This window comes from Mesorhizobium sp. B2-1-3A, from assembly GCF_006442655.1.
Lineage (GTDB): Bacteria > Pseudomonadota > Alphaproteobacteria > Rhizobiales > Rhizobiaceae > Mesorhizobium.
The window spans coordinates 255,291-280,798 of sequence record NZ_VFWK01000002.1 but is presented as its reverse complement, the minus strand read 5'-3'; the positions used below and the strand labels follow the sequence as shown (position 1 = coordinate 280,798).

Here is a 25,508-nt window from a genome sequence, read left to right as displayed (position 1 = left end):
GTCAAAACAGCGCCAGTTGTTCGCAAGGTTGCACGATTTTGCCGCGCAAGCCCGCCTTGTCGGTGAGTGCTCCCGGTGACCAACCCTCGGCGATGATGAACGGCCTGAGCTTGGCGATCGACTGGCAAATCCGCCCGACATCTTCGAGCCGCATGCGCCGGTGGCGGCGGGTTTCCAGGATTTTCGCCACCACCTTGGTGCCGAGACCGGGAACTCGCAGCAGCGCTTCGCGGTCGGCGCGGTTGATGTCGACTGGGAACCGCCCCCGGTTGCGCAGTGCCCAGGCGAGCTTTGGATCGATGGTGAGATCGAGCATGCCGTCGCTGCTGCCGGCCAGGATTTCCGGCTGTGAGAAACCGTAGAACCGCATCAGCCAGTCGGCCTGGTAAAGCCGATGCTCCCGCATCAATGGAGGCTTCTGCAGGGGCAGGGACGACGATGAATCCGGGATCGGACTGAAGGCCGAATAATAGACGCGCCGCAGATGATAACTGCCATAGAGCCGGGCGCTGGTATGCAATATGCCGTCGTCGGATGTCTTGTCGGCGCCGACGATCATCTGCGTCGACTGGCCACCGGGAGCAAAGCGTTCGCGCTTTTTGGTCCGAAGTGTCGGCTCGGCTTTCTCCTCCATCTTCTGGCGCAACTTCGCCATGGAAAGGCGGATCGTTTCCGGCTTCTTTTCCGGTGCCAGTCTCTTGACGCCCTCGTCCGTCGGCAGCTCCACATTGATCGACAGCCGGTCGGCATAGAGGCCGGCCTTCTCGACCAGTTCGGCAGAGCTTTCCGGAATGGTTTTGAGATGGATATAGCCGGAAAATTTCTCCTCCAGCCGCAGCCGTCGCGCCACCTCGACCATCTCGCCCATGGTCTCATCAGGCGAGCGGATGACGCCTGAGGACAGGAACAGGCCCTCGATATAGTTGCGCCGGTAGAAATCCATGGTGAGCTTCACCACTTCGTCGATGCTGAAGCGCGCTCGCCGCACATTCGAGGACGAACGGTTGATGCAATAGCTGCAATCGTAGATGCAGAAATTGGTGAGAAGGATTTTCAAGAGCGAAATGCAGCGCCCGTCCGGCGCGTAGGAATGGCAGATACCCATCCCCTCCGTGGAGCCGATGCCGCCGGATGTCAGCGAATCCTTTTTCGCCGAGCCGGAAGAGGCGCATGAAGCGTCATATTTGGCGGCGTCGGACAGGATCGCAAGTTTTTCACGAACAGTGAGTGCGCTCATATGTTCATGATATGTTCTGGAGAGGCAGTATGCTACCTCATTTGATGCAGGCGGCGAAAAAGTGATCGCCGCCTGGTCACTCAGCCATCAGACCTCGTGCAGGTAGAGATGATAATCCAGTTCGCTGACCGTGCGCGCCACGCGCAGATATTCGGATTGTTTGATTGCCACGAAGGTGCGGTGCAGGTCCTCGCCGAGCGCGCCTTTCAGGAAGCTGGAGGCTTTGGCCGCTTCGATCGCCGCGCGCCAATCCGCTGGCATCGTCGTACGCGTGACGGCCGCTTCATAGCCGTTTCCAGTCGTTTCAGGGCCGGGATCGAGCCCTTCATCGAGGCCTTTGATGATGCCGGCGAGCACGGTTGCGGCGATCAGGTAAGGATTGGCGTCGACGCCGGACGGCCGGTGCTCGATGCGCCGGTTCCTGGCGTCGCCAGCCGGCACGCGTAGTGCCACCGAGCGGTTGTTGACGCCCCAGGTCGGTGCCACCGGCGCATAGGACTGCGAAACGAAGCGCCGCCAGGAATTGGCGTGCGGCGCAAACACCAGCATCGATTCGGCCATCGTCTGGATCAGGCCGCCGAGCCCCTGCAGCAGGGGCAGCGACCAGCTCTCGCCGCCGGCCTCGGCAAACACGTTTCGGCCGGCCTTGTCCTGCAGTGAGACGTGGAAATGCATGCCCGAGCCGGCATATTTCTCGATCGGCTTGGCCATGAAACAGGCGGTGACACCATGGCGGCGCGCCTGCGCCCGCACCAGTCGCTTCAGCATGACCAGATCGTCGGCCGCCCGCATCACATCCTTGCGGTAGTTCAGCGTCAACTCGTATTGGCCCGGCGCATATTCGGAAATAACCGTCTCGGCCGGAATGCCCTGCGCCTTGGCCGCAGCGTAGATGTCCGAGAACAGCGGCTCCATGCCGTGCAGATGGTCGACCGAATAGACTTCCGTCTTGCCGGACACGCGGCCGTCGAGCACGGCACGCGCCGGCTGCACCTTGCCGTCGGCATCGCGCTCGTTGGCCAGGAGAAAAAATTCCAGTTCGAAGGCACCGGCCGGATAAAGGCCCTTGGCCGCGAGGATATCGACCTGCCGTGCCAGCGCCAGCCGCGGATCCGAAGACATGGGTTGGCCATCGAGATGGTACATCGCCATCAGCACCTGGCCGCGCGGCGGGCTGGTTCCATAAAGCGGCACCAGCGTGCCGGGAATCGGCCAGGCCCGGAGGTCGCCGTCGCCTGTGGTCCAGATCAGCCCGGTCTCGTGCACATCCTCGCCGGTGATGTCGAGGCCGAGGATCGAGATCGGCATGTGCCGGCCGCCCTCGAAAATGCTTTTAAGTTCATGCCGGCGCACGATCTTGCCGCGGCCGACGCCATTGGCGTCGGTCAGCACGATATCGAAGGCCTCGATCTCGGGATGGGTGTCGAGAAAGGCTTGCGCCTCGGTGGGCGAGGAGCCCGAAGGCGAGGTCACGATGGCATTGTCCATGGCCGCTTGTCTCATGCCGCAAGCTTTGCCGCAACCGCGCCGAAGGCGGTGATCAGCCGGTTCACCTGGCTGCCTGTGGTCGCCGGCGAGATCAGCATCATGTTGTGGAAGGGCGCGATCAGCACGCCGCGATTGACCAGCGCGACATGGATGGCGGCTTCCAGTTCCGGCGCGTGCGCGCCTTCCGCCTCCGCACCGTTGCGCAACGGGCCGGGTGCGCAGATGAACTCGACGCGGGCCCCGACACGGGCCACATGCCAGGGCAGGCGGTAGCGGTCGATCACCCCGGTCAGCCCGGCATCCAGACGCCGGGCGAGATGATCCATGCGGTCATAGTTCTCCGGCGTCATCACCTCCTCGAGCGTGGCGCGCATGGTGGCGAATTGCAGCGGGTTGGCCGACAGCGTCGTGCCCATGCCGGAATAGCCGGGCTCTTTCGTCCGGTTGTAGTCGGCGTAGCGGGAAGCGACCTCCTCGCTCATGCCCCACACACTTGCCGGCACGCCGCCGGCGATCGGCTTGCCCAGTACGAAGAAGTCGGGGTCGAGCCCGTATTTCCTGGTGTAGCCGCCGGGGCCGGTCGAGATGGTGTGCGTCTCATCGATCAACAGCAGCGTCCCGGTTTCGCGTGTCAGCTTGCGCAGCGCGTCATGGAATCCGGGGTCGGCCAGCACCATGCAGGAATTGGTCAGCACCGGCTCGGCGATGACGCAGGCGACGTCCCGGTCCTTCAGCGCGGCCTCGAGCGCGGCGACGTCGTTGAACTCGATGACCTTGGCCGTGCGCGTCAGGTCGCGAAATTCGCCCGCCAGCCCCGGCCGGTTGACCGGCTTGCCGTCGACCAGCCGCACCATCGTCTCGTCGACCGAGCCATGATAGCAGCCGTTGAAGACCAGGATTTTCTCGCGCCCGGTGACGGCGCGGGCGACGCGCAGCGCGAAGCGGTTGGCGTCGGTCGCGGTGGTCGCGATCTGCCAGAACGGCAGGCCGAAGCGCTGCTGCAGCAGCGGCCCGATGGCAAGCGCGTCTTCCGAAGGCAGCATGTAGGTCAGGCCGCGCCCGGCCTGGCGGCGGATGGCGCGCGCCACCGGCAGCGGCGAATGGCCGAACATCGAACCGGTATCGCCAAGGCAGAAATCGTCCAGCCTGTTGCCGTCTATGTCGGTGATCGTGGCGCCCCTGGCGCTGTCGACCAGGATCGGAAACGGTGTCGGCCAGTCATTCATCCAGTGCATCGGCACGCCGCCGAAGAAGCCCGGCAGGCCGTTACCGATCTTGGCTTGCGATTTCGGCCGCGCCGCGCGGAAGGCCGCCCCCTCGGTCTCGCGCAATTGTGCGATGCGGTCACGGCTGATGCCGCCGATGGACGTCGTTGAACTGTCGCTGCTGTGCATGGAAACCCCTCTGGCTGGTCCCTCTTAGCCAATCCATGTCCGCAACCGCAATTGGCCGCGCGTCTGTTCTGCATTGGCTCAGCGTCTGGCAGCGCCGCTTGACCGTGCTGTCGAAGTCAGCGCCAATAAGAGTGGGAATTGGTGTGGGGGACCAAGGATGCGAACAATCATCTGTGTGGCAATGCTTCTGGCGTCGGCCGCCCCGGCCTTCGCCTCTGGCGGCATCTGGTGCAACGTCGACGATACGGCGGTGACATTCGACGTCGGCGCCGGCGTCACCAGGGGCATGGGCGGCCCGACCTTCAACTTTCGCGGCGATCTCGAAATCAAGGCGAGGCCGGCTGGCGATGGATTGCGCAAGACGGCGTTCGAGGATTCCAACCTGACCCAGTACTGGCTGGACGACAAGGAACTGCGGCTGAACATCTACCACGAGCACGAGGTGGCGGACACCTTCGATTCAGTCGAACTGACGATCCTGACCAAGGCCAGCGACGAAGGCGTCTATGACGGCCGGTACACGCTTGCCGTCTATGACAGCACCGCCGACAAGGACAAGGATGGCAAGCCGGCTGAATTGACGGGCAAGGTGTCGTGCGGAGCCGAGTAGACTCGCCGATCGGTCGTGTCAGCCTGCCTGCATCGAGGCGATGGCGCGTCGCATCAGGTCGAGAAACACCAGCCGCTCGTCTTCGCTGAAGCCGGTCAGGGCGACCTCGTTCTGTAAACGCGCGGCCTGTGTCGCCGGCTCGCGCAGGCCAACCGCCTTCGCGGTGAGATGGATCGACTGCGAGCGCCCGTCTTCGGGGTGCAAGCGTCGTTCGATCAGCCCGTCACGTTCCATGCGGATCAGCGTGTTGGCCATTGTCGCCTGTTCCACGTTGAGACGCCGCACGAGCTCGCGTTGCGTGAGGCCATCTTCATCCCACAGCGCCAGCAGCGTCATGAACTGGGCGGGCGCCAGGCCAAGCGGCCGGATGCGCTGCTGCAGCCCGTTGGCAAACAACCGCGCCATGTGGTTGGCCAGGAATCCGGCGGATCGTTCCTTCTGAAATGCCATGCCCACCAGATAATGGTTGAATAGCATGCTATGCAATGATATATAGCTTGCTATGGAGATGAAGATGAAAACCAGAATTCATGCAGCGGCGGGCGCCGTCGCCCTCGTCACGGTTTCTGCTTTCTGGCTGTCGACGGCCACTGTTGAACTGCTCGGCGACACGGCCGCGATCACAGCGGTCAAGAACTACGTGCTGGCCGGCATGGCTGTGCTCATACCGGCGATGATCATCGCCGGCGCGTCGGGCTTCTCACTCGGCAAAGGCTGGAAGAGCCCGGTCGTGGCACGCAAAGCGCGGCGCATGCGCATCATCGCCGCCAATGGATTGCTGGTGCTCGTGCCCTCGGCCTTCCTGCTCAGCGGCTTTGCCGCGGCCGGTCGCTTCGACAGCCTTTTCGTGATCGTCCAGACGATCGAACTGGTAGCCGGCGCGACGAACATCGCACTGCTGTCGCTCAACATGCGCGATGGGCTGTCGCTGCGCCGCAAGCCTCTTCGGCTGGCCGCGCGGGCGCGGTGAGGTCAGGCCGTGATGTCGATAACCCCGCAGTCGCCGGCGGCACTGCCGAAGGCGATGCGGCGTTCTTCCTTGTCCCACATCATCGATGTGATGGCGCCCTTGCCCTGCCGGCGCAACAACACTTCCTTGGCATCGGCGAAACGGGCGGCGATCACCATGCCGTCGTCATAACCGATCGCCACGACATCCTGGCTTGGATGGCAGGCGACGCAGGTCACCATCGTATTGCCGCGCGTACCGAGTTCCAGCGGCGCCTTGCCCATCGGCCCGTCCTTGCCGGAAAACGGCCAGACGATCGCCGCCGGGGCTCCGGAACTCGCCAGCCATTTGCCTTTGACGCTCCATGACAGGCTTTTGACCTTGCCGGGATAGCCGCTCATGCGCATGTGCTTGCCGTCGGCTAGCTTCCAGCCATGCAGGGCATTCTCCTGCATCGTTGTGACGAGGAAGGCGCCATCGGGCGAGAAGGTGATGCCGGTGTGAGCGCCGGCCCATTCGAGCTCCACCGGCTTGCCCTCGGCGGCCGGAAAATGCAGCGTCGCGCCATTGTAGCGGGCAACACCGAAGCGCATGCCCTTGGGCGAAAACGCCAGACCCTCGACCGAACGCGGATGGGCGAATTCCCTGGTCTTGCCATCGGCGAAGCGCACGAAGGCGGTCTTGCCCGTGGCGTAGGCGATGGCGCCCTGCGGCCCGGCGGCGACGCTGGTGATCCACTTTTTTCCGGCGCTGGCCAATTCCCCGACATTGCCGCCCGCAGCAACGGCAAACACCTTGCCGTCCTCGCCGCCGGTGATCAGCCGATCGTTCGCCGCATCGTGGAAGGTGGCGAGCAACCCGTCATTGGCCTGCGTCGTCTTGTGGCCGTTGTCGAGCCTATGGATGGCACCATCGGCCAGCGCGAAATGCGGCACGTCGCCAAGGAAGACGGCGGCTAGGCAATGGCCTTCGAGATCGAGGGGGGCGACTGTGGGCATCAGAACCGTTCCAATGAGATTTGTCGCCATCCCCGGAAGTCGCCAGCGCGGCCAGGTGTGGCGCCAACCTTCCCCCACAAGGGGAGAAGGAAAAAAGGCAGCGCTAGCGTTATAAGGCTTGGAAATCAAGCCGCCTGGCAGGCATCAAAACTCTTCTTCAGCCGCTCGGCATCCAGTTCGCGGCCGATGAACACCAGCCGGCTCTCATGCTTCTCGCCATCCTTCCAGGCGCGCTGGTGGTCGCCTTCGATGATCATGTGCACGCCCTGGATGACATAGCGCTCGTCATCGCCCTTGAGCGCGATGATGCCTTTCAGCCGCAGGATGTTCGGACCTTCCATCTGGGTGATCTTCTCGATCCACGGAAAGAACTTCTTCGGGTCCATCTCGCCGCCGCGCAACGACACGGACTGCACCGTCACGTCATGGATGTCGGAAGCGTGCGCGTGGTCATGGTGATGATGGTCATGCCCGTCATGATCATGGTCATGATGATGGTGGTCGTCATGCGCCTCGAGGAAATGCGGATCGTTTTCCAGCGCCCGGGACAGGTCGAAGGCGCCGCGGTCGAGCACTTCGGACAGGGCGACGCCGGCGCGCGTGGTGCGGTGGATCCTGGCCGCCGGGTTGATGGCGCGGATCGTCGCCTCGACCTTGGCGAGTTCTTCCGGAGTGACAAGGTCGGTCTTGTTGAGCACGACGACGTCGGCAAAGGCGATCTGGTCCTCGGCCTCCTTGGAATCCTTGAGCCTGAGCGGCAGATGCTTGGCGTCGACCAGCGCCACCACGGCGTCGAGCTTGGTCTTGGAGCGCACGTCGTCGTCCATGAAGAAGGTCTGTGCCACCGGCACCGGATCGGCGAGACCGGTGGTCTCGACCACGATGGCGTCGAAGCGGCCGGGGCGGCGCATCAGGCCCTCAACGACGCGGATCAGGTCGCCACGCACCGTGCAGCAGACGCAGCCATTGTTCATCTCGTAGATTTCCTCGTCGGATTCCACGATCAGGTCGTTGTCGATGCCGATTTCGCCGAATTCATTGACGATGACGGCGTAGCGCCTGCCATGGTTCTCCGACAGGATGCGGTTGAGCAGCGTCGTCTTGCCGGCGCCGAGATAGCCGGTGAGAACGGTTACGGGGATCTGCGTCTGTGCGTCGCTCATGGCTTGCCTCGAATGACCGGGCCTTGAAAATCCAGGCCGTGAAAAAGGGATTGTTGGTCCCATATAGGGTGTGTTTCGGGCTTTTGCACGGGGTAAACCAATGGGCCAAAGCGGCCGGCCATGACTATCCCTGTGGTTACTGTCGGGGGAAAGATCCGCGCCTCGGCGATGCTGAAAGGCGGGAACGACAAGGGAGGCGTCTTGGCAGGGGCTGTCAATGTCACGTCGCGCCTGGGACGCGGTCGCCGTGAATCCGGTATTTCAGAAACTCGTTTGTCATCTAACTGAAATAAACATCTGGCATCACCACGGCGGACACCGCAATGCTTGCCGGCAAAGCTGTTTGGAGCGCCGGAATCTTTTCTATCGTCGATTGCCAACCGGCCGGCTGCGTCTATGCTCCACGCACCGGCACGGCCGAAGAGGGATGACCATGGCCAAGGCGGACAAGACTGCAACAATGAGCCGGCTGCATTCGGCGGCCAGGCTGGCAAGAACCGCGTTGGCGGCCCGGCTTCTGGCGCACGGCTTCTATGCCGGCCAGGACCAGATCATGCTGGCGCTCGACCGCGAGGACGGCCAGACGCCGGGTAATCTTGCCGGTCGCCTTGGCGTGCGCCCGCCGACCATTACCAAGACCATCAACCGGCTGCAGGCGCAGGGTTTTCTGGAAAAGCGCGCATCGGAAGCCGATGCCCGCCAGGCGCACATCTTTCTCACCGACACCGGCCGGGAAACCATCCGCGCCATCGAGAAGTCGGTGAAGAAGACCGAAAAGCAGGCGCTGAAGGGCCTCGACAAGAAGGATCAGAAGGCGCTGTTCAAGCTGCTTGCCCGCATCGAGGCCAACCTCTCCAACGAGGAATTGGTGCTGATCGACGACGACGCCGAGTCGGACGACTGATCGCAGCGGTCAGGCTGCCGCCGGGACAGAATCCCTGATCAGCGAGGACCAGCGTCCCGGCGTCATGCCGAACGCCCTCTTGAATTGCCTGTTGAAGTGGCTCTGGTCGGTGAAGCCGGCCGCGACGGCGATCTGCGCCAGGGGTTCGCCGGCGGTGATCATCCGCCGCGCGTGTTGAAGCCGGCGCATCACCAGGAAACGATGCGGGCTGGTCGAGAAAGCGGCGCGGAAATGCCGCGACAAGGCGTAGCGGTCGAGTCCGGTGATGGCTTCCAGTTCGCCGGAACGCACGGGGCGCGTGACGTTCTCCGTGAGATAGTCCCGCGCCAGGGCGGCGGCCCGCCAGGCCGTCCTGGCCATCGGCTTCGCTGGCTGGCCGGCATGCCGCGCCAAGCTCTGCATCAATTGCGTCAGGAAGTCGTCGACAAACAACTCGTCGAGTTCCTGTTGCAGCGGCCCCAGTGCCGAGAGCAGCGTTGCGCAGAAGGCGTCGTCGCTCACCACCGCATCCCCGACGAAGGGCAGGGACGCGCCGCCAAGGCAGTCCAGCATCAGCGACGGTTCGAGATAGAGCATCCTGTAGCGCAAACCGTCCTCGGTACCGGCGCCGCCATCATGCAGTTCGTCGGGATGCAGCACGATGATCTGGCCGGGCAGGCTTATCCGCGCAGCACTGCGATAGCGAAATGTCTGCACGCCCTGCAGCGTCACCCCGATCGCGTAGGTGTCATGGCGATGCAGATCGAAGGCACTGCCGTGGAACCGCGCCTCGATCCGCTCCATCCCCGCGGGGTCGGGAGCGGAAATGATGCAGTTCTCAGCCGCATCGGCGCACAAACGTCCAAGACCCTCGAAGGCCTGGCGGTCTAGTTCCAACGCCATCGTCTCCTTCGGCCTCGCAGTCGAGGCCCAACCTCGAATGGTCTATTTTCTCATGTTCGATACGAAATTTGCAATCGTCCTGCGGGAAGACCTGCCCGTCTGGCAGAAACTCAATGTCACAGCCTTCCTGACCAGCGGCATCGTCGCGCAGTTTCCCGACATCATCGGCGAGCCCTATCGCGACCGCGCCGGCAATCTCTACAACCCCCTGTCGATACAGCCGGTCATCGTGCTGTCGGCCGACCAGGCGACGGTAGGCGCGATCCAACGGCGCGCGCTGGAGCGCGGCGTGACGACTTCGCTCTATGTCGAGGAGATGTTCTCGACCGGCTTTGATGCCGCCAACCGCGCCGTCTTCGCCGAGTTCGCGCCCGAGGACGCCAAGGTGGTCGGCGTCGCGCTGCGCGCCGAGAAGAAGCTCGTCGACAAGATCACCAAGGGCGCCCGCATGCACGCATAGCAGGGGAAGCCTGGCCTAAGCCTGCCGGCTTCTGTTGTTGTGCCAGCCGGCTTTGGCGCAGCAGCGGGCGACAATTGGCTTGCCGGCAAGCCACAATTCCCGCAAAGGTGGGTTCCAGCCCAGCTTTTCCCCGGCCTGCAAGTGAGTGCTTCCCAGAGATATGTCGAAAGCGCGACGCCGCCGGTGGCGATCCTGTGCATGCTTGCCACCTATGTCTTCTTCACTTTCCTCGACACCTCAAGCAAATATCTCGTTCTGGCTGGCGTTTCCGCGCTGATCGTCGCCTGGGTCCGCTTTGCCGTGCATGTCGTGTTGGTCGGCGCATTGCTGCGCGGCTGGCGGCAACCCATGCGGTTTCGCCCGGTCAACCTGCCGGCGCATGTGCTGCGCGGTGTTTTCCTGTTCGGCTCGACCATGTGCAACATCCTTGCGCTCCGCTCCCTGCAACTGGCCGAGACGACATCGATCTATTTCTTCGGGCCGATGGTGATCACCGCACTTGCCGGCCCGCTGCTTGGCGAATGGGCGGGCTGGCGGCGCTGGCTGGCCATCCTCGCCGCCTTCGCCGGAGTTCTGATCATCACAAGGCCAGGTGTCGGCGTTTTCGGTATCGGGCATCTCTTCGCGCTCGGCTCGATGCTGTCGAACAGCTTCTATGTCATCATGACGCGCCGCATGTCGGCCACCGAGACGTCGGAAAGCCTGATCCTGTTCTCGGCGCTGGCGCCGGCGGTGCTGCTTTTGCCCATGCTGCCGTTCTCATTCTCGCTGCCGCATGATGGCTGGCACTGGTTCGTCCTGCTCATGCTTGGCGTGTTCGGCGGTGTCGGGCATTGGCTGCTGGTGCAGGCCTATCGGCTGGCGACGACCACGGCGCTCGCCCCCTATCCCTACTCGCAGATGGTGTGGATGATCATTTCCGGCTGGATCGTCTTCAAGCAGTTTCCCGACCGCTGGACACTGGTCGGCGCGGCCATCATCGTTGCCAGCGGCCTATACATCGTCCATCGCGAGCACCGGCTCCGGCTGCGGAGCCGCGCGGCCTCCGATGTCGAGGCGGAAGCGCTGGCAAAAAAACTTTGATTTGCTCCCGATCGGTGGCATAACGCCGCCTTTAAACAGTTTAGGTCGCAATTCAGGTCGTTCGGGGAGCGCAAGGCGCTGGCACAAAAAATCAAGCTTTCGACGATCGCCGATGCACTCGGCGTGTCCACGGCCACCGTGTCCCTGGCGCTGCGCGACAGCCCGCTGGTTGCCGGCTCCACGCGCGACCGCATCAAGGAACATGCGCGCGCCATCGGCTATATCTACAACCGCCGCGCCGCCAGCCTGCGCACCTCGCGCTCGGGCATTGTCGGTGTCGTCGTGCACGACATCATGAACCCGTTCTTCGCCGAGATATTGCGTTCGATCGAAAGCGAACTCGATCGCAGCCGGCAGACCTTCATCCTGTCCAATCACTATGACCAGCTCGAGAAGCAGCGCACCTTCATCGATACGCTGCTGCAGCTTGGCGCCGACGGCGTCATCATGTCGCCGGCCATCGGCACGCCTGCTTCCGACATCCTGATGGCCGAGGAGAACGGCCTGCCGGCGGTGCTGATCGCGCGCACCGTCGAGGGCGCCGACGTGCCGGTCTTTCGCGGCGACGACGCCTATGGCACCGGGCTTGCCACCAACCATCTGATCTCGCTCGGCCACAAGCGCATCGCCATGATCGGCGGCACCGATCAGACCTCGACCGGCCGCGACCGCTACCAGGGCTATGTCAATGCCATGGAGGCGGCCGGGCTCGAGGTCAGGCCGTCCTGGCGCATCGCCGGCCCGCGCACCAAGCAGGCCGGTTTCGAGGCGGCCGGACAGTTCCTGGCGCTGAAGGACAGGCCGACCGCCGCCTGCTGCTGGAACGATCTCGTCGCCATCGGCCTGATGAACGGCATTGCGCGAGCCGGCCTGGTGCCGGGCATCGACATCTCCGTCACCGGCTATGACGATCTGGAGGAGGCGGCGATCGCCACGCCGGCGCTGACCACCGTCTGGAACGGACAGCGCGAGGTCGGCCGACGCGCCGCCAGCGCGCTGCTCGACAAGCTCAACGGGCAGACAGTGCGGCCCTCGCAGGAATTGATCAAGCCGGAACTGCATGTGCGCCAGTCGACCGGCAGACCGGTGGAGCGCGCATGACCAGGGCCGAACAGCTGCAAGCCGTTGCCATTCTGGTGCCGGCGGGCTTCAGCGACCATGCCGTCGGGCGCATCGGCCGTACCTTCAAACAGCTGAGGATCGAGCGCGCCGATCCGGCGCTGGTCACCGAGGAGATGCGCCGCACGGTGCGTGGCATTGCCTCCTTTGCCGGCATCAGCGCGGCGATGATGGATGCGCTGCCCAATCTCGAGCTCATCGCTTCCTTCGGCGTCGGCTATGACTCGGTCGATGTCGGCCATGCGGCGGCGAAGAACATCATGGTCACCAACACGCCCGACGTCCTGACCGAGGAGGTCGCCGACACCGCGATCGGGCTGCTGATCAACACGATCCGCGACCTGCCGCGCGCGGAAAACTGGCTGCGTGATGGCAGCTGGGTGCGCAAGGGCAACTATCCGCTGAGCCGGCTGACCTTGCGCGCGCGCCGGGTCGGCATTTTCGGCATGGGCCGTATCGGACAGGCCATAGCCCGGCGGCTGGAGGCGTTCGGACTGCCGGTCGCCTACCACAACCGGCGCCGTGTCGAAGGCCTTTCCTACCAGTACCATCCGACGCTGAAAGGTCTTGCCGAAGCGGTCGACACGCTGATTTCGGTGGCGCCCGGCGGTGCTTCGACGCAAAAGGCGATCAATGCCGAGATCCTGTCGGTGCTCGGCGCCAACGGGGTCTTCGTCAACATCGGCCGCGGTAGCACGGTCGATGAGGCAGCACTGGCGGCAGCCCTTGCCGAAGGCACCATCGCTGCGGCCGGGCTCGATGTCTTCGCCGACGAGCCGAACGTGCCCAAGGCTTTGCTCGACGCTCCCAACACCTCTCTTTTGCCGCATGTCGGCTCGGCCTCGGAGCACACGCGCCGCGCCATGGCCGATCTGTGCGTCGACAATCTGGTTTCCTGGTTCACCGAACGCCGGCCGCTGACACCGGTGCCGGAGACGGCGCATGTCAAGGATCGCGGCTGAGTGGCAGTTTGCCACACTTATTAACGCCAGCTTAACCCTTTGAAATCATTATTCATCCCGTCCGCAAGAATGGATGAACAATGATGAAAGCGCTTTCCGTCCTGATCGCTGCCACCGCGCTGTTTGGCGGCGTTCAAATGTTTCAAGGCGGCGGCGGTGAAAGCGTTGCCGACGAAACCGTGCCATCCAACAGCTACAAACTGGTCGCCAATGGCGACGAGGGAGCCTGCGCGGTGACGCGCGGAGCCACGATTTCGGATGGGCTGTCGCTGTTGACGGTGGCACCAAATTGCCGCCGGCTCTTGCCGGGCATCGAGCGGGCGAAATTCTGGCGCGACCAGAATGACGGTACGGTCGCCTTCAGCGCCAACGGCATCGATCCGATTGTCGCTTTCAGCGTTGCCGACGGGGATGGTTACGAATCCTACGCACCGGCCACGCCCTTGTTGTCGCTGGCGGGCGACCGGAAGACCGACGACTGATTATTCCGCCGCGGCCCGTGCGCCAGCCTTCGCGGCGGCATGCAGGCGCACCGCATCGCCGAAGGCGCGGAAGATCTTGGCCGAGTTGCTGTCCGATTTGACCCAGTATTCGGGGTGCCACTGGACGCCGACGGCGAAGGCACGGGCGCCCTTGACCGAAACCGCTTCGACCGTGCCGTCGGCGGCGACAGCCTCTATCTCAAGCTTCGATCCCAACCGGTCGATCGCTTGCCGGTGCAGCGAGTTGACCTTGATGTCGCCGGCGCCGAACACGCCAGCCAGGCAGCTGCCTGGCTTGATCGAGATGGTCTGGTGGATGGCGAAGCGCTCATCCTGTTTGTCGCTCACCGGCGCACGGTGGTCGAGCGAACCCTCGCGCTCCTGGATCTCGGTGCCCAGTGTACCGCCGAGCGCGACGTTCAGCTCCTGAATGCCGCGGCAGATGGCGAGCAGCGGCACGCCGCGCTCGATCGCCCGGCGGATCAGCGGCAGCGTGGTGGCGTCGCGCGCCGGATCATAAGGGCCGTTGGCTTCGCTGGCATCGCCGCCGTAGAGCGAGGGGTGCACGTTGGATTTCGAGCCGGTGACCATGACACCGTCGACCGAGGACAAAAGTTCGTCGAAGTCGAGCCTGTCGCCGAACGACGGCACCAGCAGCGGAAACACGCCCGCACCGGTGATGGCGGCTTCCAGATATTGCTGAGGGGCGGCATGCCAAGTGTAGTTGTCGAACTGACGGACGTCGGTCGATACGGCGACGAGCGGCTGCTGCATTTTGGCTCTGGTTTCCATCTGGCAAGGTATGTCCTGCCTTCAAAATAGGCGATCCGCTGTGGTTTTTCCATGGCAAGTTTCAGCGTGTCGCATGGGCCACCAAATTCCTCGTTAGACTATAGTTGCAGGGCGGCAAGGCTTGGTTACCAAATCAGACCGCCGTGCTGGACTAGGCTTCTTGCCCGTGTATTGTTTCGGCCAACCGATACGGGAAGCCGAGGATTTCCCGAATGTTGGTCTGTTGATCCAAAAGGGAGGAACTGCATGGATCGTCGTTCGTTCATTCGCAAGGCCGGCGTGACCGGTGTCGGCGCTGCGGCGGCGGCGGCAACGCTGGCCGCTCCGGCAATCGCCCAGTCCAATCCCAAGGTGACATGGCGGCTTGCGTCGTCCTTCCCGAAATCGCTCGACACCATCTATGGCGGCGCCGAGGTCTTCTCCAAGATGCTGTCGGAAGCCACCGACGGCAATTTCCAGATCCAGGTCTTTGCCGCCGGCGAGCTCGTGCCCGGCCTGCAGGCCGCCGACGCCACCACGGCCGGCACGGTTGAGGCCTGCCACACGGTGGCATATTATTACTGGGGCAAGGACCCGACTTGGGCGCTCGGTGCGGCGGTTCCCTTTTCGCTCAACGCGCGCGGCATGAACGCCTGGCACTACCATGGCGGCGGCATTGACCTGTTCAATGAGTTTCTCGCCACGCAAGGTCTTTTCGGGCTGCCGGGCGGCAACACCGGCGTGCAGATGGGCGGCTGGTTCCGCAAGGAGATCAACACGGTCGCCGATCTCTCCGGCCTCAAGATGCGCATTGGCGGCTTTGCCGGCAAGGTGGTGCAGAAGCTCGGCGTCGTGCCGCAGCAGATCGCCGGCGGCGACATCTACCCGGCGCTGGAAAAGGGCACCATCGACGCCGCCGAATGGGTCGGCCCCTATGACGACGAGAAGCTCGGCTTCTACAAGGTCGCGCCCTACTACTACTATCCCGGCTGGTGGGAAGGTGGTCCGACCGTCCACCTGATGTTCAACAAGGCGAAGTACGAAGAGCTTTCGCCGGCTTACAAATCGCTGTTGCACACCGCCGCGCAAGCCACGGATGCCGACATGCTGCAGAAATACGACTATGTGAACCCCGCGGCGGTGAAGCGGTTGGTGGCCGGCGGCGCGAAACTGCGTCCGTTCAGCCAGGAGATCATGGCCGCCTGCTTCGAAAAGGCCAACGAAGTCTATGCCGAGATGGAGGCCTCGAACGCGCCGTTCAAGAAGATCTGGGAATCGATCAAGGGCTTCCGCAAGGAGCACTATCTCTGGGCGCAGGTGGCCGAGTACAATTACGACACCTTCATGATGGTCCAGCAGCGCAACGGCAAGCTGTAAGAGGCGAACATCGGCTCAAGAGACCCGGGGAGCTCGGCTCACCCGGGTCTTTCATTTGGCCGCGTGGTGATCCCGGAAGGGCCCGCCGCCTAGTTTCGACCCGGCACCACCAGCACCTTGACCTCGCCCGGCGCCGGCGGATTGGCGATCACGTCGGCCGCCTCTTCGAGCGGCACCTGCCTGGAGATCAGCCGGTCGATCTCGATCGCGCCCGACGCGATCAGCTCGGCGGCGCGGCGATGCGTATAGGGGTTGAGGAAGGAGCCAACCACCTTCAATTCCCGGAACAGCAGGTCGAAGGGCTCGAACTCCGCCTTCATGCCTTGCGGCGTCACGCCGACGATGACGACCGTGCCGCCGGCCCTTGCCAGCCGCATCGATTGCTCGACGGTCTCGCGCACGCCCGCACATTCGAACACCACGTCGGCGCCGCCCGGCATCAGGCCCGCCGGTCCGGAAATGGCATCGATGACATCTGCGGCGGTGGGGTCGACCGTCGCCGTCGCACCGAGCTCCTCGGCAAGCGCGCGCCGTGAGGCCTGTCTGGTCGACAGGATGATGGTCGTGGCACCGGCCAGCCTTGCCAATTGCACGGTGAGCAGGCCGATGACGCCGCCGCCCAGCACGATCACCGAACTGCCGGGCCTGATCGCGGCAAGATCGACGCCATGCAGGCAGCAGCCGAGCGGCTCGCAGAACGCGCCATGCGTTGGAGGCAGATCGGCGGGCAGGATGAAGGCCTGCTTCCGCGGCAGAACGACATACTCGGCAAAGCCGCCATCGCGATGGATGCCGATGGCATTGAGATTGCGGCAGAGATTGACCCGGCCGGCATGGCAATGCGGGCATCGCCCGCAGGCGATGTTGGGATCGCCGGTGACGCGGTCACCGACGGCGAAGCCGGAAACCGTGTCGCCGACTGCCTCGATGATGCCGGAGAATTCATGCCCGGGCGTCACCGGTGGCCGGCAGGGGAATTCGCCATGGAAGAGGTGGCGATCGGTGCCGCAGACACCGCAGGCTTCGATACGCACCAGAAGTTCGTCCGGGCCGGGGACAGGTTTGACGACCTCGCGCAGCGCGATCCTGCCCACTGCCTCCAGCCGCACCGCTTTCATGGCGTCGTCCCTCTCAATTGAAGCTCGGCGGTTGCGAGAGGTCCGGCGTCGGTGTCGCCGGCTTGGCCGGCGGCGCATCGCCGAAGCTCGGCGGTTGCGACAGGTCTGGCGTGCCGGGCGCGGCCGGAGCGCTGCCGCCATTGGCGGGCGCGCCACCATCCTGCGGGGCGCCGAGCGGCGACAGGCCGGGCACTTCCGGCACCTTGTAGTCGATCGTGCCCGGATCGATCGCCGTTCCCTTGTAGCGCATCACCATTTGCGGGAAGGCGATGGTCAGTCCGATCATCACCACCTGGATCAGGACGAAAGGCACCGCGCCCCAATATATCTGGCCGGTGGTGACCGGCGCGATCTGCTTGCCGGTAATGCGGTCGAGATAGGGCACGCGCGCGGCGACCGAGCGCAGGTAGAACAGCGCGAAGCCGAAGGGCGGGTGCATGAAGCTGGTCTGCATGTTGACGCCGAGCAGAACGCCGAACCAGATCAGGTCGATGCCGAGCTTGTCGGCCGCCGGCGCCAGGAGCGGCACGATGATGAAGGCCAGTTCGAAGAAATCGAGGAAGAAGGCCAGGAAGAAGACGAGGATGTTGACGCCGATCAGGAAGCCGATTTCGCCGCCCGGCAGCGAGGTCAGAAGATGCTCGACCCAGATCTGGCCGTTGACGCCGTAGAAGGTCAGCGAGAAAACGCGCGCGCCGATCAGGATGAACAGCACGAAAGACGACAGCCGCGTCGTCGAGGCCAGCGCCTGCTTGATCACATCCAGCGACAGCCGGCCCTTTGCCGCGGCCATCGCCAGCGCGCCGACCGCGCCCATGGCGCCGCCTTCCGTCGGCGTGGCGATGCCGAGGAAAATGGTGCCCAGCACCAGGAAGATCAGCGCCAGCGGCGGGATCAGCACGATGACGACCTGCTGCGCCAGCCGCGACATCATGTTGATGTTCAACCTTCTGTCGGCGATCGCGACGACATAGATCAGGATCACGCCGACGCAAGCGCCAAGAATGTCGGCATCGTCGCCATGGGTCGGCGCGAGATAGCTGTACGCCGCATAGGAGATGGCTACCGCCGCCGCCAGCGCCACCAGCAGCGAAATCACGCCATGGCCGAGCGTGCGCGCTTCGAGCGGCAGCGCCGGCATCATCTTCGGCCGGAAGATCGACACGATGAGAATGTAGAGTGCGTAGAGACCGGTGAGCACGAGGCCCGGGATCAGAGCGCCCGCATACATGTCTCCGACCGAACGGCCGAGCTGGTCGGCCAGAACGATCAGCACCAGCGAGGGCGGGATGATCTGGGCGAGCGTGCCGGAGGCGGCGATGACGCCGGACGCCAGACGGCGGTCGTAGCCGTAGCGCAGCATGATCGGCAGCGAGATTAGCCCCATGGCGATGACCGATGCCGCCACCACGCCGGTGGTCGCCGCCAGCAACGCGCCGACGAAGATCACCGCATAGGCGAGGCCACCGCGGATCGGTCCGAACAGCTGGCCGATCGTGTCGAGCAGGTCCTCGGCCATGCCCGATCGTTCGAGCACGATGCCCATGAAGGTGAAGAACGGAATGGCCAGCAGCGTGTCGTTCGACATCACCCGGCTGCCGTAGAAATTGTCCGGCAACGCATAGAGCAGCGGCCAGGCGAGGTTGATCGCCCCGCCCGAATGGGGCGTCAAAAGCACGCCGATGAAGAAGAACATCAGGCCGTTGGCGGCCAGCGAGAAGGCGACGGGATAGCCGATCAGCATGAACAGGATCAGCGAGGCGAACATGATCGGCGCCATGTTCTGGGCGATGAACTCCATCACGAGCGCACCTCGTCGGCCAGCGCCTTGGCTTCGAGCTCAGCCTGTTCGTGCACGGAAACGAAGGGGTTGGGATCGTCCATGACGCCGCGCATGATGGCGATCTTCTTGATGATTTCGGAAATGCCCTGGAGCGCCAGCAGGAAAAAGCCGACCAGCAGGATCGCCTTGGCCGGCCAGACGATCAGGCCGCCGGCATTGGTCGACATTTCACCGCTGTGGAACGACAGCGACACGTAGGGCACGAAATAGACGACCATCAGCGTCACGAACGGCATCAGGAAGAGGATATGACCCAGAAGGTCGATCCAGTGCTGCACGCGGCGTGAAAACAGGCCGTAGACGATGTCGATGCGGATATGCTCGTTCTGCTTCAGCGTGTAGGCGGCCGCCAGCATGAAGGCGGCGCCGAACAGGTACCATTGCAGCTCCAGCCACGCATTCGACGAGATGTCGAAGATCTTGCGGATGACGGCGTTGGCCGCGCTCACCAGGATCGCCAGCAGGATCAGCCAGGATACCGATTTGCCGATGAATTCGTTGAGGCGGTCGATGCCCCGCGACAGATCGAGCGGCCCTTCCATGCAGTCCTCCCTTGTATCCGAGGCGTGCCGGCTCCCCCTTTTTTGCCGTCACGCCGCGTGGCCCAACGGTATGCCGCGCGTGGCCGGACGGGTCAACACGGATGGCGGCTGCAAAACGGTATCGGATGAAGGGTGGCGCGGGACAAGGGCGGTCTGCCCCGGCGTCATGCAACCAAAGTCTGATGGGCTCAGACGACCTTGCCGGTATCGCGGCCGGCGCCGATCAGGATCAGCATGGCCACCAGGAACAGATACATCCACGCATCGCGCCATTCGACCGGGAAATAGCCGGCCCACAGTGATTCGGCCATGCCGAAGGCAGCCGCGCCCAGTGCTGCCCGCGGCGGCGAAAGGTAGCCGCCGACCGCTGTCACGAACAGTATCTTCAGGCCGTAGACCAGACCGGAGCCGAAGCTGACATTGCCGTAGTAGAGGCTGGCCATGACGCCGGCCAGCGCGGCGCAGAAGCCGCCGAGCAGCACGGCGCGCCGGAACACGCCGCGCACGTCGACGCCGCACAGGGCGGCGGCGCGCGGATCATCGGAGACAGCGCGCCAGCACCGGCCGAAGGTGGAGTGGGCAAATGCTGAGGTGGCGAGTGCGACCGCCGCCAGCACCACCGCGCAGTCGAGCACCTGGATCAGCGTCAGCGTCGCCTTGAAGCCGGAGCCTTCGGCGAAGACGATGGGCTGGGCCAACATTGGCGGCAGCCACAGATCATGCGTGTCGGCCGCGATACGGCTCGCCTCCGACAGCACGAGCAGGATGCCGAGCGTGGTCACCACGATGGCATTAGGCGAGCGGTCGGCCAGCGGTTCGAAGATGCTGCGCGACAGGACATGGCTGATCAGCGCGGCATAGAGGAACGCCGCGACGACACCGAACAGCACCGACGCCAGCAGTGTCAGCCACAGAACCTGGTAGCCGAAGGCGACGCTCAGGATCATCGCCTGGCCGCAGAACGCAAACAGCGCGCCATAGGCGAGGTTGGTGCGGTGCAGGATGCCGTTGGTCAGCACGTAGCCGAAGGCGAGCAGCGCATAGAGCGCGCCCGAATGCAGCCCGTTCAGCACCTGCTGAAAGAAATAGAGCATGCTCAACACCAGAAGCGTCTCGCCCGGAATGCGCGGTGGTCCGGGACGACGAAAATGCTCAAGACAAAGGCGACGATACCGTGCGCATCGGAGGTTTGCATCGTAGAATCTAACTTGTCAAATGCGATTTATCGGTTAGATTTTACGATATGACAGTTGCTTGGACCCCGCACCGCTTCACCGGCGGCCTGCTCGCGCTCGACACGGCGAACACCGTCGTGCTGCGTGGCGATCCGCAACGCACATTCGACCGCTTCGACGATCCGGTCGAAATCGCCCGCTTTGCCGATGCGGCCAGCGGCTTCCGATCCGCCGAGCTTGGCGACAGGCGGCTGGCGGTATCCTCACCGGCGGCAATCGCGCCTGTCGTGCTGTCGATTCGCGAGACGACCGACCGGCTGTTTCGCGGCGCGGTGTCGAAGGGCGCGCTCGCCACCGCCGACCTGCCGGATTTCCTGCGGGCCTGTGCCGAGGGCCTTGCCGGCAGCCGCACCGAAATCGGGTTGCCGGGAAAGCCGTTCGGAAATCCCTCGACGCCGATCGCTTTCGAGGCGGCGCTGGCGGTTTCGGCACTCTCGCTGCTGCGTGACGACACGGTCGCCAGGCTCAGGATCTGTCCCAACTGCACCTGGCTGTTTGTCGACAGAAGCCGCAATTCCAGCCGTCTTTGGTGCGACATGTCGGTGTGCGGCAACCGGCAGAAGGCAAGTCGTCACTATCGCCGCCGCCGCATGGCGGCCCATGAGGTCAAGGATGCCTAGGGGATTTTCACGCGCGTTCGTTGCCGGCGCCATCTTGATCGCCGCCGCCGCGCTCGGCGCCTGCCGCGATACCGGCGGCGAGGGCAAGCTGTTCGAGGTTTCCGGCAAGATATTCGTCTTCAACTACCGCCTCGCCAGGGCGACCTACGTCGTGACGCTGCGGCCCTTGCGGCCGATGGGTGAGGGGCAGGTGGCGGTCGCCAGCTTCCAGAATCCCGCCGGCGGTGCGCCTTTGGTGGTCGAACAGAAGGTTTGGCCGAAGCTCGACAAGGTGAGCCTGGAGAGCCCGGCGCTGACCTGCATCGTCAAGAACAAGCCCTACGCCATCGCCATCAGCATCAAGGGTGCCGACGGCGCCGTCCTGCAGACGATCGACACCACGCTGATGTCGACGGAGGACCAGTCGATCCTGCCCGACCGGCCGCTGGTCATCGACCAGCTCTATACGGCCAATCCCGACCTCGCGGGCCATCCTGACGGCAAACTGCCGGGCGAGCCGAAGCCCGACTGCTCGAAAGCCGGCTGACACCTTTCGGCCGAGCCGGTCTCGGCTGGAATTTTAGTGCGCCATCGCGCTGTTGGCGCACGGTTTCATACGCGCTCAGGCGCCTGCCGGACTGTTTGTTGCGCGTCGCCTGGTCCCTTCGATTTTGTTTGACCTGCCTTGCAAGGGGAGAAAGGATGCGCCATCCGATCCCGACGTTGGCTGCTGCCCGCGGCCTTCGCAGAGGAAATGCCCCATGACGCTGCATGATGTCGCGCTCGACGACAAGTTCGACCTTGGAAAGGAGCGCATCTTCCTATCCGGCGCGCAGGCCGTCATCCGCATGCTCCTGATGCAGCGCGAGCGCGACCGCCGCGCCGGCCTGAACACGGCTGGGTTCGTCTCCGGCTATCGCGGCTCACCGCTCGGCGGCCTCGACATGCAGCTGTGGAAGGCGAAGAAGCAGCTCGCCGGGGCCGACATCGTCTTCCAGCCCGGCCTCAACGAGGAGCTTGCCGCCACCGCCTGCTGGGGATCGCAGCAGACGGAACTGCTGGGCGAGGGCACCCATGACGGGGTCTTTTCGGTCTGGTATGGCAAGGGTCCGGGCGTCGATCGTTCAGGCGACGTCTTCCGTCACGCCAATCTCGCCGGCTCGTCGAAACACGGCGGCGTGCTCGCGCTCATGGGCGACGACCACATGGCGGAATCCTCGACCAACGCGCACGCCACCGAATTCCTCTTCGTCGACACAATGGTGCCGATCCTCAACCCGGCCGGCGTCCAGGAGATCATCGACTACGGCCTGTATGGCTTTGCCATGTCGCGTTTCGCCGGCACCTGGGCGGCGATCAAATGCGTCAAGGACAACATCGAATCGACAGCCTCGGTCGACGCCTCGCTCGAACGGCTCAACATCGTCCTCCCGGAATTCGACATGCCGCCGGGCGGCCTCAACATCCGCCATGAGATCGACATGCTCGGCCAGGAGGAGCGGTTGCATGAACACAAGCGTGCCGCAGCCTCCGCCTTCATCCACGCCAACGGGCTGAACCACATCGTCTATTCGGGTGGCCGCAACCCGAAGCTCGGCATCATCACGCTGGGCAAGAGCTATCTCGATGTCCGCCAGGCGCTGGAGGATATCGGCATCGACGAGGCGGCCGCCAACCGCATCGGCGTGCGGCTGTTCAAGGTCGGCTGCCCCTGGCCGCTCGACCTGCAGCACATCGCAGACTTTGCCCGAGGCCTCGACGCCATCGTCGTGGTCGAGGAGAAGCGCTCGCTGATCGAGGTGCAGCTGCGCGAGAACCTCTACGGTACCGCCATCCAGCCGGTCATCGTCGGCAAGAAGGATGAGCGCGGCGACTGGCTGTTTCCCGCCAAGGGCGCGCTCGACCCCAACGAGATCGCCATTGCGCTCGGCGAGCGGATCGTGAAAACCATCGGTCCGTCGGAAGAGATTTCGGCGCGGGTGGCGAAGTTGCGCCAGTTCCAGGCGATGCTGGCGGACGCCACCGACATCGGTTCGCGCACGCCCTTCTTCTGCTCCGGCTGCCCGCACAATTCGTCGACCAAGGTGCCGGACGGCTCGATCGCCGCCGCCGGCATAGGCTGCCATTTCATGGCGCTGTGGATGGACCGCAATACGCTGGGCTTCACGGCCATGGGCGGCGAAGGCGCGCAATGGGTCGGCCAGGCGCCTTTCTCCAAGCGCGGTCATATCTTCCAGAACCTCGGCGATGGCACCTACAACCATTCCGGCACGCTGGCGATCCGCTTCGCGCTGTCGAGCGGGGCCAACATCACCTACAAGATCCTCTACAACGATGCCGTGGCCATGACCGGCGGCCAGCCGCACGAGGGCGGCCTGACGGTGGACATGATCGCCAGGCAGGTGCGGGCAGAGGGCGTCGACCGGATCGCCATCGTCACCGACGAACCCGACAAATATGCCGGCAAGGCCGAATTCCCCGCCGGCGCCACCATCCACCACCGCGACGACCTCGACCTCGTCCAGCGCGAGCTGCGCGATGTCAAGGGCGTTTCGATCCTGCTCTACGACCAGACCTGCGCGGCCGAGAAGCGCCGGCGCCGCAAGCGCGGCACCTTTCCCGATCCCGACAAGCGCGTCTTCATCAACGAGCTGGTCTGCGAAGGCTGCGGCGATTGCGGCGTGCAGTCGAACTGCGTCTCGATCCAGCCGGTCGAGACCGAATTCGGCCGCAAGCGCCGGATCGACCAGTCGAGCTGCAACAAGGACTTCTCCTGCGTCAACGGCTTCTGCCCGTCATTTGTCACCGTGCACGGCGCCAAGATCAGGAAAGCCGAGGGCCTGGCCGGCAAGACCGATCCGCTCGACGGCGTGCCGGCACCGGCCGAATTTCCTCTGGGTGCCGAGGGCTGGGCGGCGATCATCGATGGCGTCGGCGGCACCGGCGTCGTCACCGTCGGTGCCGTGCTCGGCATGGCGGCTCATCTCGAGGGCAAGGGCTGCGGCATGATCGACATGGCCGGCCTCGCCCAGAAGGGCGGCTCGGTGTTCACCCATGTCCGTATCGCCCGCACGCCGGACGATATCCATGCCATTCGCGTTTCGGCGGGGAAGGCCGACCTCGTGCTTGGCTGCGACCTTGTCGTGTCGGGCGCCAAGAAGGTGCTGACGGCGGTACGCGAGGGCCATACCATCTTCCTCGCCAACACCGCCGAGATCATGCCCGGCGAGTTTGCCCGCTCGGCGGATTTCTCGCTGCCCATCGAACGCCTCAAGAAAGCGATCCGCACCGCCGCCGGCGAGGACAAGGCGCATTTCTTTGACGCCACCCGCACCGCCACATCGCTGTTCGGCAATTCGCTGGGCGCCAACATGTTCATGCTCGGCTTTGCCTTCCAGCATGGCGGCCTGCCGCTATCGGCCGAAGCCGTCGAAAAGGCCATCGAGCTCAATGGCGAAGCGGTGGCGATGAACATCGCCGCCTTCCGCTGGGGCCGCCGCGCGGCACACCAGCCGGATTTCGTGCGCGGCCTTGTCGCCCAGCCGGGCAAGGCGGGACAGGCCGCCCCGGTCGCGCAGACTCTGGACGAGATCATTGCCCGCCGTGTCGCCTTCCTGACCTCCTATCAGAACGCCGCCTACGGCAAGCGTTATGCCGACAGGCTGGCGCTGCTGCGCGCCGCCGAGGCCAAGGCCGTGCCCGGCTCGACCGCCGTGACCGAGGCGGCGGCGAGGAACCTGTTCAAGCTGATGGCGATCAAGGACGAATACGAGGTGGCCCGGCTCTACACCGACGGCTCCTTTGCCGCCGAGCTTGGAAAGCAGTTCCAGAGCTACGAGAAGCTCGAATTCCATCTCGCGCCGCCGCTCATGGGACGTCGCGGCAATGACGGAAGCCCTCGGAAGTCGAGCTTTGGCCCCTGGATGATGAAGGGTTTTCGCCTGCTGGCGGCGCTGAAGGGCTTGCGCGGCACTGCTTTCGACCTGTTCGGCTACACCGCCGAACGGCGTGCGGAATGGCGGCTTTTGGCACAGTATGAGGGTGATCTGCAGCTTGTCGCCAAGTCGCTGGCGCCTGGCAAGGCCGATGCGGCGGTCGCTCTCGTTTCGGTTCCCGCGCTCATCCGCGGTTATGGCCATGTCCGACAGGCCAGCGCCGAAAAGGCCCTGGGTGAGCGCCAAAGACTGCTCGATCGCCTGGCAAACGCACCGGCAAGGCCGGAACTTCAGGCCGCCGAATGATCCAAAAAGCGCCTAAAACCAGGCGTTTCGGCCCAGGCTAAAGGTTTTTTA

24 protein-coding genes are annotated in these 25,508 nt (G+C 64.2%); 12 read left to right on the top strand and 12 right to left on the bottom strand.

The annotated features are described in order from the left end of the window. Position 1: 1 nt before the first annotated feature. From FJ977_RS07880 to FJ977_RS07870, 3 genes are all read right to left on the bottom strand, one after another. Positions 2 to 1,237: a putative DNA modification/repair radical SAM protein gene (locus tag FJ977_RS07880; protein WP_140770162.1), complete on the bottom strand. Its 1,236-nt coding sequence runs from the start codon at positions 1,235 to 1,237 to the stop codon at positions 2 to 4. An 87-nt stretch (positions 1,238 to 1,324) separates the two neighbouring features. Beyond that, positions 1,325 to 2,725: a glutamine synthetase family protein gene (locus FJ977_RS07875; protein ID WP_140770160.1), complete on the bottom strand. Its 1,401-nt coding sequence runs from the start codon at positions 2,723 to 2,725 to the stop codon at positions 1,325 to 1,327. A gap of 11 nt (positions 2,726 to 2,736) precedes the next feature. Then, positions 2,737 to 4,119 carry an aspartate aminotransferase family protein gene (locus tag FJ977_RS07870; protein ID WP_140770158.1) on the bottom strand — a complete coding sequence of 461 codons (1,383 nt, stop codon included), beginning with the start codon at positions 4,117 to 4,119 and terminating at the stop codon, positions 2,737 to 2,739. A gap of 157 nt (positions 4,120 to 4,276) precedes the next feature. Between FJ977_RS07870 and FJ977_RS07865 the strand changes: the two genes are divergently transcribed. Beyond that, positions 4,277 to 4,729, top strand: a complete 453-nt coding sequence (locus tag FJ977_RS07865; protein ID WP_140770156.1) for a hypothetical protein — start codon at positions 4,277 to 4,279, stop codon at positions 4,727 to 4,729. 18 nt (positions 4,730 to 4,747) lie between these two features. On the opposite strand, the gene FJ977_RS07860 is transcribed toward FJ977_RS07865, so the two are convergent. Beyond that, positions 4,748 to 5,179: a MarR family transcriptional regulator gene (locus FJ977_RS07860; RefSeq protein ID WP_140770154.1), complete on the bottom strand. Its 432-nt coding sequence runs from the start codon at positions 5,177 to 5,179 to the stop codon at positions 4,748 to 4,750. A 64-nt stretch (positions 5,180 to 5,243) separates the two neighbouring features. On the opposite strand from FJ977_RS07860, the gene FJ977_RS07855 reads away from it, so the two are divergent. Further along, positions 5,244 to 5,699, top strand: a complete 456-nt coding sequence (locus FJ977_RS07855) for a hypothetical protein (RefSeq protein ID WP_140770152.1) — start codon at positions 5,244 to 5,246, stop codon at positions 5,697 to 5,699. A 2-nt stretch (positions 5,700 to 5,701) separates the two neighbouring features. Here FJ977_RS07855 and FJ977_RS07850 read toward each other — a convergent pair whose 3' ends face one another. After that, positions 5,702 to 6,676 (bottom strand): WD40 repeat domain-containing protein, encoded by a 975-nt coding sequence (locus FJ977_RS07850; RefSeq protein WP_140770150.1) that lies wholly within the window; start codon positions 6,674 to 6,676, stop codon positions 5,702 to 5,704. A 125-nt stretch (positions 6,677 to 6,801) separates the two neighbouring features. Next, positions 6,802 to 7,839, bottom strand: a complete 1,038-nt coding sequence (locus FJ977_RS07845; RefSeq protein ID WP_140770149.1) for a GTP-binding protein — start codon at positions 7,837 to 7,839, stop codon at positions 6,802 to 6,804. 433 nt (positions 7,840 to 8,272) lie between these two features. Between FJ977_RS07845 and FJ977_RS07840 the strand changes: the two genes are divergently transcribed. Further along, on the top strand, positions 8,273 to 8,743 hold the full coding sequence (locus FJ977_RS07840; RefSeq protein ID WP_056569192.1) for a MarR family winged helix-turn-helix transcriptional regulator: 471 nt from the start codon (positions 8,273 to 8,275) through the stop codon (positions 8,741 to 8,743). Positions 8,744 to 8,752: 9 nt separating this feature from the next. Here the strand turns inward: FJ977_RS07840 and FJ977_RS07835 are convergent, their stop codons facing one another. Next, on the bottom strand, positions 8,753 to 9,625 hold the full coding sequence (locus FJ977_RS07835; RefSeq protein ID WP_140770148.1) for an AraC family transcriptional regulator: 873 nt from the start codon (positions 9,623 to 9,625) through the stop codon (positions 8,753 to 8,755). Between the two features lie 52 nt (positions 9,626 to 9,677). Here FJ977_RS07835 and FJ977_RS07830 point away from each other — a divergent pair, with 52 nt between their 5' ends. From FJ977_RS07830 to FJ977_RS07810, 5 genes are all read left to right on the top strand, one after another. Beyond that, positions 9,678 to 10,085: a DUF2000 family protein gene (locus FJ977_RS07830; RefSeq protein ID WP_140771348.1), complete on the top strand. Its 408-nt coding sequence runs from the start codon at positions 9,678 to 9,680 to the stop codon at positions 10,083 to 10,085. 141 nt (positions 10,086 to 10,226) lie between these two features. Next, positions 10,227 to 11,168: a DMT family transporter gene (locus tag FJ977_RS07825; RefSeq protein ID WP_081295048.1), complete on the top strand. Its 942-nt coding sequence runs from the start codon at positions 10,227 to 10,229 to the stop codon at positions 11,166 to 11,168. Between the two features lie 78 nt (positions 11,169 to 11,246). Further along, positions 11,247 to 12,269, top strand: coding sequence for a LacI family DNA-binding transcriptional regulator (locus tag FJ977_RS07820; RefSeq protein ID WP_140770146.1), 1,023 nt, complete (start codon positions 11,247 to 11,249; stop codon positions 12,267 to 12,269). After that, positions 12,266 to 13,249, top strand: coding sequence for a 2-hydroxyacid dehydrogenase (locus tag FJ977_RS07815; RefSeq protein ID WP_140770144.1), 984 nt, complete (start codon positions 12,266 to 12,268; stop codon positions 13,247 to 13,249). Before FJ977_RS07820 ends, FJ977_RS07815 begins: the two co-directional genes overlap by 4 nt. An 83-nt stretch (positions 13,250 to 13,332) precedes the next feature. Next, positions 13,333 to 13,731: a hypothetical protein gene (locus FJ977_RS07810; RefSeq protein WP_246682857.1), complete on the top strand. Its 399-nt coding sequence runs from the start codon at positions 13,333 to 13,335 to the stop codon at positions 13,729 to 13,731. Here FJ977_RS07810 and FJ977_RS07805 read toward each other — a convergent pair whose 3' ends face one another. After that, positions 13,732 to 14,505: a gamma-glutamyl-gamma-aminobutyrate hydrolase family protein gene (locus FJ977_RS07805; RefSeq protein WP_140770140.1), complete on the bottom strand. Its 774-nt coding sequence runs from the start codon at positions 14,503 to 14,505 to the stop codon at positions 13,732 to 13,734. Positions 14,506 to 14,769: 264 nt separating this feature from the next. Between FJ977_RS07805 and FJ977_RS07800 the strand changes: the two genes are divergently transcribed. Next, entirely contained in the window at positions 14,770 to 15,879 is a 1,110-nt protein-coding gene (locus FJ977_RS07800) for a TRAP transporter substrate-binding protein (protein WP_140770138.1), read from the top strand. Positions 15,880 to 15,968: 89 nt separating this feature from the next. On the opposite strand, the gene FJ977_RS07795 is transcribed toward FJ977_RS07800, so the two are convergent. The 4 genes from FJ977_RS07795 to FJ977_RS07780 all read right to left on the bottom strand — a co-directional run bounded on the left by FJ977_RS07795 (position 15,969) and on the right by FJ977_RS07780 (position 20,476). Further along, on the bottom strand, positions 15,969 to 16,997 hold the full coding sequence (locus FJ977_RS07795; RefSeq protein ID WP_140770137.1) for a zinc-dependent alcohol dehydrogenase family protein: 1,029 nt from the start codon (positions 16,995 to 16,997) through the stop codon (positions 15,969 to 15,971). 13 nt (positions 16,998 to 17,010) lie between these two features. Continuing rightward, positions 17,011 to 18,798, bottom strand: coding sequence for a TRAP transporter large permease subunit (locus tag FJ977_RS07790; protein WP_140771346.1), 1,788 nt, complete (start codon positions 18,796 to 18,798; stop codon positions 17,011 to 17,013). Then, positions 18,798 to 19,382, bottom strand: a complete 585-nt coding sequence (locus tag FJ977_RS07785) for a TRAP transporter small permease subunit (protein ID WP_140770135.1) — start codon at positions 19,380 to 19,382, stop codon at positions 18,798 to 18,800. Before FJ977_RS07785 ends, FJ977_RS07790 begins: the two co-directional genes overlap by 1 nt. Positions 19,383 to 19,570: 188 nt before the next feature. After that, complete coding sequence (locus tag FJ977_RS07780; protein ID WP_140770133.1) at positions 19,571 to 20,476, bottom strand: branched-chain amino acid ABC transporter permease; 906 nt, start codon at positions 20,474 to 20,476, stop codon at positions 19,571 to 19,573. Positions 20,477 to 20,625: 149 nt separating this feature from the next. On the opposite strand from FJ977_RS07780, the gene FJ977_RS07775 reads away from it, so the two are divergent. The 3 genes from FJ977_RS07775 to FJ977_RS07765 all read left to right on the top strand — a co-directional run bounded on the left by FJ977_RS07775 (position 20,626) and on the right by FJ977_RS07765 (position 25,457). Further along, positions 20,626 to 21,237, top strand: coding sequence for a CGNR zinc finger domain-containing protein (locus FJ977_RS07775; protein ID WP_140770131.1), 612 nt, complete (start codon positions 20,626 to 20,628; stop codon positions 21,235 to 21,237). Continuing rightward, positions 21,230 to 21,763 carry a hypothetical protein gene (locus FJ977_RS07770; protein ID WP_140770130.1) on the top strand — a complete coding sequence of 178 codons (534 nt, stop codon included), beginning with the start codon at positions 21,230 to 21,232 and terminating at the stop codon, positions 21,761 to 21,763. Before FJ977_RS07775 ends, FJ977_RS07770 begins: the two co-directional genes overlap by 8 nt. Positions 21,764 to 21,977: 214 nt before the next feature. Further along, the gene (locus tag FJ977_RS07765; RefSeq protein WP_140770129.1) at positions 21,978 to 25,457 is read left to right on the top strand and encodes an indolepyruvate ferredoxin oxidoreductase family protein; all 3,480 of its coding nucleotides are present in this window, start codon (positions 21,978 to 21,980) and stop codon (positions 25,455 to 25,457) included. The last annotated feature ends 51 nt before the right edge of the window (positions 25,458 to 25,508 follow it).